The organism is Dermacoccus sp. UBA1591, from assembly GCF_002322065.1.
Lineage (GTDB): Bacteria > Actinomycetota > Actinomycetes > Actinomycetales > Dermatophilaceae > Dermacoccus > Dermacoccus nishinomiyaensis.
In genome coordinates, this window is record NZ_DCNR01000055.1 from 10,836 (window position 1) to 16,550 (window position 5,715).

Genomic DNA, 5,715 nt, shown 5'->3' on the forward strand with positions numbered 1-5,715 from the left:
CGAGAAGCTCGCGAAGCTCAAGCCGGTCTTCGGCAAGGGCGAGGGCCTGACGATGACCGCCGGCAACTCGACGCCGCTGACGGATGGCGCCTCGGCCGTGCTGTTCGGCAGCGAGGCGTGGGCGAAGGAGCGCAATCTGCCGCTGCTCGCCCGTTTCGTCGACGGTGAGGCCGCCGCGGTCGACTACGTCGACGGCAAGGAGGGCCTGCTCATGGCCCCCGCGTACGCGGTGCCGCGCCTGCTCGCGCGCAACGGTCTGAGCCTGCAGGACTTCGACTTCTACGAGATCCACGAGGCGTTCGCCTCGACGGTGCTCGCCACGCTCAAGGCCTGGGAGAGCCCCGAGTTCTGCAAGGACAAGCTCGGTCTCGACGCGCCGCTCGGCTCGATCGAGCGCAGCAAGCTCAACGTCAACGGAAGCTCGCTCGCCGCGGGCCACCCGTTCGCGGCCACCGGTGGCCGCATCATCGCGCAGCTCGCCAAGCAGTTGCACGAGAAGGGCTCCGGCCGCGGCCTCATCTCCGTGTGCGCCGCTGGTGGCCAGGGCGTCGTCGCGATTCTGGAGGCAGTGTGATGGCTGACGGTTACTCGAACTTCGTCAACAACGGTTTCGGCAAGAAGCTCGCCAAGCAGATCGGGCTGCCGCAGCCTCCCGTCCTGCGCCGCTACGAGGTCGGTCAGGACCTGCTCGACGGCCCCGCCGCCGTCGGCACGGTCGGTTCCGGCGTCGTCGGTTCGACGGCCGCGGCGATCCTGCGCGGCTCCGGCGCCGACGTCGTCGACGCCACCGCAGAGGCGACGTACTCCGACAAGCTCGGCGCGTTCGTCATCGACGTCACCGCGGCGACGAAGCTGAGCGACCTCGAGACGTTCCGCGAGATCGCGATCCCGGCGGTCAAGGCGCTCGGCAGGTCGGCGCGCGTCATCGTCATGGCGACGACGCCGTCCGCGCTCGACGACGTCGAAGCCGCCGCGACGGCGCAGGCGTTCGAGGGCATCACGCGCTCGATCGGCAAGGAACTGCGCGCCGGCGGCTCGGCGAACCTGTTCTGGATCGACCCCGACGCCCAGGGCGACGCGGCCGTGCTGGAGGCGCCGCTGCGCTTCTTCGGCTCGAGCCGCTCGGCGTACGTGTCGGGTCAGCCGATCCGCATCCGCAAGCACGCCGTCACCGAGGTCGCCGACTGGCACCAGCCGTTCGCAGGCCAGGTCGCCGTCATCACGGGTGCGGCGCGCGGCATCGGCGCGCAGATCGCGCGCGTGTTCGCCCGCGCCGGTGCACACGTCATCGCCGTCGACATCCCGGCCGCCGGCGACGCGCTGAGCAAGGTCGCCAACGAGATCGGCGGCACCTCGCTCGGGCTCGACATCACCTCACCCGACGCGGGCGCGAAGATCGCCGAGGCCGTCGCCCGTCACGCCGACAAGCTCGACGTCATCGTCCACAACGCTGGCATCACGCGCGACAAGCTGTTCGTCAACACCGACGAGGCGCGCTGGAACTCGGTCGTCGACGTCAACCTCGGCGCGCAGTTCCGCATCAACGCGGTGCTGCTCGACCCGGCGACGAAGGGTGGTCTCAAGGACGGCGGACGCATCGTGTCGGTCGCCTCGACCTCCGGCATCGGCGGCAACCGCGGTCAGGCGAACTACGCGGCGTCGAAGGCCGGCGTCATCGGCATGGTGCGTGAGCTCTCGGAGAAGCTGGCCGACCGCGACATCACCGTCAATGCCGTCGCGCCCGGCTTCATCGAGACCGACATGACGTCCAAGATTCCGATGGCGACGCGCGAGGTGGGCCGCCGCCTCAACTCGATGATGCAGGGCGGCAACCCGATCGACGTCGGCGAGGCCATCGCGTTCTTCGCCGAGCCGGGCTCGGCGGGCGTCACCGGCCAGGTGCTGCGCGTGTGTGGGCAGAGCCAGATCGGAGCCTGACATGACGCGCATGATCGAGCTGAAGGGCGAGCCGAAGCTCGGCCCCATGTTCGCGAAGGCCGTCGTCACCGGGTCGAAGCGCAAGGGGCGGACGCTGCCCGACCTCGAGGTCGTGCGACGCGACGTGACGCCGAGCGTCGCGGACGTCGCCGACTACGACGCGGTCTGCGGGTTCGCGCTGAGCAACCGGGTGCCGAGCACGTACCTGCACGTGCTCGTCTTCCCGCTGCAGGTCGCGCTCATGTCGGATCCGGGTTTCCCGTTCGCCCTCATGGGTTCGGTGCACCTCGAGAACACGATCCGTCAGCACCGTCCGGTGCTGTTGGGCGAGACGCTGGAGCTGCGCGCGCGGGTCGAGAACCTGCGTCCGCACTTTCGTGGTGCGCAGGCCGACCTCGTCGGTGAGGTGTACGTCGACGGCGAACTCGTGTGGGAGGACCGCTCGACGTACCTCTTTCGCGGCGCGAAGGTCGACGGAGAGGTGCCGCCGAAGGTCGACGAGCCGGACGCCATCGACGGTTTCGGTGCGACGTGGCGCCTCGCCGGCGACCTCGGACGCCGATACGCGAAGGTGTCGGGCGACGTCAACCCGATCCACATGAACCCGCTCGCAGCGAAGGCGCTCGGCTTCCCGACGACGATCGTGCACGGCATGTGGAGCAAGGCCCGCATGCTCGGCGCGCTCGAGAACCGGTTGCCCGACGCCTACGAGGTGAACGTTGCGTTCAAGAAGCCGGTGCTCATCCCGTCGACGGTGCGTTTCATCGCGCAGTCCGCGGGCGGGCCGGGGTCGTTCGACCTCGCGCTGCGCAACGCCAAGAAGGGCACGGAGCACGCTCGGGGCACGATCCGTCCGCTGTGAGGCACACCCCTGAGACGCGGGATCCCGAAGGCATGACGTGCCGTCGGGATCCCGCGTCTCAGGGGTGGCACGTCTCGGCGCCGGGACGGTGGCGACGACCCGACCCCGACTTCGTGGGGCGATCCGCGGCGGCACCGCGTCCGGCGCCGTGGTCTCGTCGATTTCGTGTTCGTTCGGGCGCCGTGTAAGGTGTTCCTCGCGCCTGAAACGCGCTGAGCAGCTGAAACAGCCTCGGCGGTAGTGGCGTGAGGCCCCTATAGCTCAGTCGGCAGAGCGTCTCCATGGTAAGGAGAAGGTCAACGGTTCGATTCCGTTTGGGGGCTCGCGTGAGCGCCGGAGACGGCGACCATGGCATGGCGGGGTAGCTCAGCTGGTTAGAGCGCACGACTCATAATCGTGAGGTCGCGGGATCGAGTCCCGCTCCCGCTACCAAGTTTTTCCCGACAGTCTGTCTCACGACAGTTTTCGACTTTTTTGAGAGTAGGTGTAGGACATGGCCTCGAAGAGCGCTGACGTTCGCCCGAAGATCACGATGGCTTGCACCGAGTGCAAGGAGCGCAACTACGTCACCAAGAAGAACCGTCGGAACAACCCCGACCGTCTCGAGCTGGCGAAGTACTGCAAGCGCTGCACGAAGCACACGGCTCACCGCGAGACCCGCTGATCTCGTCTGAACCACACGTCACGGCCGTCACCCCTCGAGGGTGACGGCCGCTTCGCAACCCCGCCCCATCTGCGATTCACGTCCCCATCGGCGAATCCTGTCCACCTTCGCGATTCTCGTCCCCATCTGCGATTTTCGGTCACATTCGTCTGACGTCCGTCGTGCTGCCGTCTGCCAGCCTCGGCGCGCATCGTCGACTTCCGGGTAACGCCGAAGCACCTCTAGCGTCGAGACATGCCAGTGAACCCGGCGGTCGAGGGCCGCACCTACCGCATGCCGCAGGCGCACGTCGTCACGCGCGATGAGATCGTGACGTTCGCCCGCACCGTCCGCACGAGCGACGACCGTTGCCTCGACGTCGACGCCGCCCGCGCCGCGGGCCACACGGACGTCGTCGCGCCGACGACGTTCGCCGTCACGCTCGCCCAGCAGGCGGAGGCGCTCTTCATGCGCGATGAGGAGGCCGGCGTCGATTTCTCGCGCCTCGTCCATGGTGAGGAGACGTTCACGCATCACGCGCCGATCGTCGCGGGAGAGGCGCTCATCGCCGAGACGACCGTCGCGCGCGTTCGCTCGGCCGGCGGACACGACATGGTCACGCTCGCCACCGCCGTCACGACCGCTGATGGGTCGCGTCGAGCTGACACGACGAGCGTCGTCGTCATCAGGGCAGAGGAGACGCACGCATGAGCGAGCACGAACACCGCAGCGTCGACCTCACGTCCGCGAGCGCGGGCGACACGTTGCTCGAGACGAGCGAAACGCTTCGACGCGCCGATCTCGTCGCCTACGCCGACGCCAGCGGCGATCAGAACCCGATCCACCAGGACGAGGCGTTCGCCAAGAGCGTCGGCCTGCCCGACGTCATCGCCCACGGCATGCTGACGATGGGGCTGGTCGCCTCACGCATCGAGGAGCTGGCGCAGGGGCACTTGATCGTCTCCTTCGGCACCCGCTTCGCCGCACCCGTCGTCGTGCCTGCAGGCGGCGATGCACGCGTCGACATCGTCGTCTCGCTGTTCTCGCGCGACGACGACGCGGGCAGGGTGACGCTGGACGCGGCGGTGTCGGTGGCAGGTACTAAGGTCTTGAGTCGAACGAGAGCAGTCATCCAACTCTGATCGAGGTCTTCATGCAGGAGCAGTTCGACGTCCCGCTCGCGAGCCTGACGACGATGCATGTCGGTGGCCCTGCTCGACGTCTCGTGGTCGCGGAGACGATCGACGAGATCGTCGACGTCGTGCGCGAGGTCGATGACGCCGAGGAGCCGCTGCTCGTGCTCTCGGGCGGTTCGAACCTGCTCATCGCGGACGAGGGTTTTCCCGGCACGGTCGTCAAGATCGCGAACGACACCCTCGAGGTCGAGCACGACTCCGACTGCGGGGGCGTGACGGTTCGTGTCAGTGCCGGCATGGTGTGGGACGAGTTCGTCGCGTACGCGTGCAGCCACGACTGGTCCGGCATCGAGGCGTTGTCGGGTATCCCGGGGCTCGTCGGCGCGACGCCCGTGCAGAACGTCGGCGCGTACGGCCAGGAGGTCGCGCAGACCGTCGCGAGCGTACGGACGTACGACCGTGTCACCCAGCAGATCAAGACGTTCGCCAACGCCGACTGCGACTTCACCTACCGTCACAGCATCTTCAAGAACACCCCCTTCCGTGACGGCGACGCGAGCGGTCGCTACGTCGTGCTCGACGTGTCGTTCCAGCTGCGCAAGGCCGATCGCAGCCAGCCCATCGCGTACGCGGATCTCGCCGCGGGGCTCGGCGTCGAGCAGGGCGATCGCGTTCCGCTCGCCGACGCCCGCGAGGCCGTCCTCGCCCAGCGTTCCAAGCGCGGGATGGTCGTCGTCGAGGCCGATCATGACACCTGGTCGTGCGGTTCGTTCTTCACCAACCCGATCGTCTCCGAACGCGTCATGGCGCGCATCCGCGAGCGAGCGGCCGAGCGCCTCGGCGCCGACGGACCCACACCGCCCGAGTTCCCCGCCGGCGCGGCGCACCCGGGGTTGCTCAAGACGTCGGCGGCCTGGCTCATCGACAAGGCCGGCTTCGGCAAGGGGTACAACATGCCCGGCCCGGCGGCGTTGTCGACCAAGCACACGCTCGCTCTGACGAACCGTGGCGATGCCAGCGCATCGGACGTCGTGGCCCTCGCCACCGAGATCGTCGACGGCGTCGAGGCCGCGTTCGGCGTGCGTCTCGTGCCCGAGCCCGTGTGGGTCGGGCTCGAACCGATCGCCTGACCCGCT

At 68.4% G+C, this 5,715-nt stretch carries 7 protein-coding genes and 2 tRNA genes; all 9 read left to right on the forward strand.

The window, feature by feature from the left end; all coding sequences use genetic code 11:
• Positions 1-574, forward strand: a 574-nt coding sequence (locus B2284_RS06090; protein WP_476728567.1) for a thiolase family protein, incomplete at its 5' end; no start/stop codon positions are given.
• Positions 574-1,938, forward strand: coding sequence for a 3-oxoacyl-ACP reductase (locus B2284_RS06095; protein WP_040014812.1), 1,365 nt, complete (start codon positions 574-576; stop codon positions 1,936-1,938). The genes B2284_RS06090 and B2284_RS06095, both read left to right, overlap by 1 nt.
• A gap of 1 nt (position 1,939) precedes the next feature.
• Positions 1,940-2,800, forward strand: coding sequence for a MaoC/PaaZ C-terminal domain-containing protein (locus B2284_RS06100; protein ID WP_006946143.1), 861 nt, complete (start codon positions 1,940-1,942; stop codon positions 2,798-2,800).
• Between the two features lie 250 nt (positions 2,801-3,050).
• Positions 3,051-3,123, forward strand: a tRNA-Thr gene (locus B2284_RS06105).
• Positions 3,124-3,155: 32 nt separating this feature from the next.
• Positions 3,156-3,232 (forward strand) — tRNA-Met (locus tag B2284_RS06110).
• Positions 3,233-3,293: 61 nt separating this feature from the next.
• Complete coding sequence (gene rpmG, locus B2284_RS06115; protein ID WP_006946127.1) at positions 3,294-3,464, forward strand: 50S ribosomal protein L33; 171 nt, start codon at positions 3,294-3,296, stop codon at positions 3,462-3,464.
• Between the two features lie 234 nt (positions 3,465-3,698).
• Positions 3,699-4,154, forward strand: coding sequence for an FAS1-like dehydratase domain-containing protein (locus B2284_RS06120; RefSeq protein ID WP_074045781.1), 456 nt, complete (start codon positions 3,699-3,701; stop codon positions 4,152-4,154).
• The gene (locus B2284_RS06125; protein ID WP_006946241.1) at positions 4,151-4,585 is read left to right on the forward strand and encodes a MaoC/PaaZ C-terminal domain-containing protein; all 435 of its coding nucleotides are present in this window, start codon (positions 4,151-4,153) and stop codon (positions 4,583-4,585) included. The genes B2284_RS06120 and B2284_RS06125 overlap by 4 nt, the downstream gene beginning before the upstream one ends.
• Positions 4,586-4,596: 11 nt before the next feature.
• Positions 4,597-5,709, forward strand: coding sequence for a UDP-N-acetylmuramate dehydrogenase (locus B2284_RS06130; protein WP_006946263.1), 1,113 nt, complete (start codon positions 4,597-4,599; stop codon positions 5,707-5,709).
• The last annotated feature ends 6 nt before the right edge of the window (positions 5,710-5,715 follow it).

What these genes read in the sequence shown, in the direction of transcription:
- B2284_RS06095 (WP_040014812.1), top strand. Translation starts at nt 574, where the DNA reads ATGGCTGACGGTTACTCGAACTTCGTCAACAACGGTTTCGGCAAGAAG.
- B2284_RS06100 (WP_006946143.1), top strand. Translation starts at nt 1,940, where the DNA reads ATGACGCGCATGATCGAGCTGAAGGGCGAGCCGAAGCTCGGCCCCATG.
- rpmG (WP_006946127.1), top strand. Translation starts at nt 3,294, where the DNA reads ATGGCCTCGAAGAGCGCTGACGTTCGCCCGAAGATCACGATGGCTTGC.
- B2284_RS06120 (WP_074045781.1), top strand. Translation starts at nt 3,699, where the DNA reads ATGCCAGTGAACCCGGCGGTCGAGGGCCGCACCTACCGCATGCCGCAG.
- B2284_RS06125 (WP_006946241.1), top strand. Translation starts at nt 4,151, where the DNA reads ATGAGCGAGCACGAACACCGCAGCGTCGACCTCACGTCCGCGAGCGCG.
- B2284_RS06130 (WP_006946263.1), top strand. Translation starts at nt 4,597, where the DNA reads ATGCAGGAGCAGTTCGACGTCCCGCTCGCGAGCCTGACGACGATGCAT.